Genomic DNA, 1,159 nt, shown 5'->3' with positions numbered 1-1,159 from the left:
TCTCCTCGGGCTTGGGTCGTTGGGCCATCGGTTCCGTCCTCTGTCGGCTCAAAAGCCATACTTCAGGGCGGACCACTCCCAAGGGGGCCGGTCAGCAGTAGGTTTGCTGACGATGGGAACCACCACTTGGGCTGCTGAGAACACCGGAGCCAACGGCACTCCCAGAAGCACGCCCCGTATGCAAGGATCGCCTAACGCCGCAGGCTTCGGAAAGGCCGAAACAACAGGCACCGCCGGTTCTCAGACGCCGGATTCCACTCCGAACCAAGACAGTCGAATGAAAGGCCCTCCTAACGCTGCAGGGTTCAAAAAGGATAACTCTGGTTCGGCCACAGGACGTTAAGCTTCAACGGCATAACGGTAGATCGTTAGCTGCCCTGCCCAGCAGTGTCTTTCTTATAATATTGAAATGTATCTCGCCTCAACAGCGTTTCATTAATTTCAATCGCTTACACGCCGCCTGTGCGCTATAGTCTCTGATGCACACTCACACTGTCATCGCTCGCCTTAAGAACGGTTCGCCTGACCTTTTTGAGGATCCTACCTCTATCCTTCCTTCCGCTCTCATCCATTGCGAGGGACTATGGAAGGATCGCAGAAGGCGTAGATCATGGCCTAAGGATCAGTGGTCGTTCATCAGACGTGCCATCGAACCGTTGCTCTACGCGCGGATTGAGCCTGAGCCTGAGCATCACGAGGGCGGCCTCCTGAACTCAAAGGGCGCCATTCGAGCACAAGCTATCGAACTTTCCTCAGTCAGTTTCGAGAATGGCCCTATTCCCGCTATCTCAGCCTACGCGCGGTTCGAAATGACGTTCGACCGGGCGTTCGCGGACACGGGGGAACTGTACGACTGGCAGGAACAGACCGATTGGTTAGATCATGCTCTGCGCTTCGGCTTCCGTTGCGAGGATGGTAGCGAGTATGATGCTACTTGGGAGCATGGTGGCATCGATTTCGAAATCGTCACGCCCTTGACCTGACCGGCTGGCTTTGGACCGGGAGGACGTGAGAGCTGCGCGCGAGGCGTGGTTCGAGGGCCAACTCGACCTCAACCCGGATCACCTCGTGTTCATCGACGAGACCGCAGCCAACACCGCCATGGCCCGGCGCTACGGGCGCGCTCCACGGGGCGAACGCTGCCGAATGAGTGTGCCGC

Annotated in this window: 1 protein-coding gene and 1 pseudogene; both read left to right on the top strand. The window is 57.5% G+C overall.

What is annotated here, in order from left to right:
- Window positions 1-656: 656 nt before the first annotated feature.
- On the top strand, window positions 657-983 hold the full coding sequence (locus BM228_RS33495) for a hypothetical protein (RefSeq protein WP_092047644.1): 327 nt from the start codon (window positions 657-659) through the stop codon (window positions 981-983).
- Between the two features lie 13 nt (window positions 984-996).
- Window positions 997-1,159: pseudogene (locus BM228_RS34430) on the top strand (IS630 family transposase); the annotation flags it as partial.

Source organism: Methylobacterium pseudosasicola (assembly GCF_900114535.1).
GTDB classification, from domain to species: Bacteria; Pseudomonadota; Alphaproteobacteria; order Rhizobiales; family Beijerinckiaceae; genus Methylobacterium; species Methylobacterium pseudosasicola.
The sequence above is the reverse complement of the archived record's forward strand: the minus strand, read 5'-3'. Positions and strand labels throughout refer to the sequence as shown.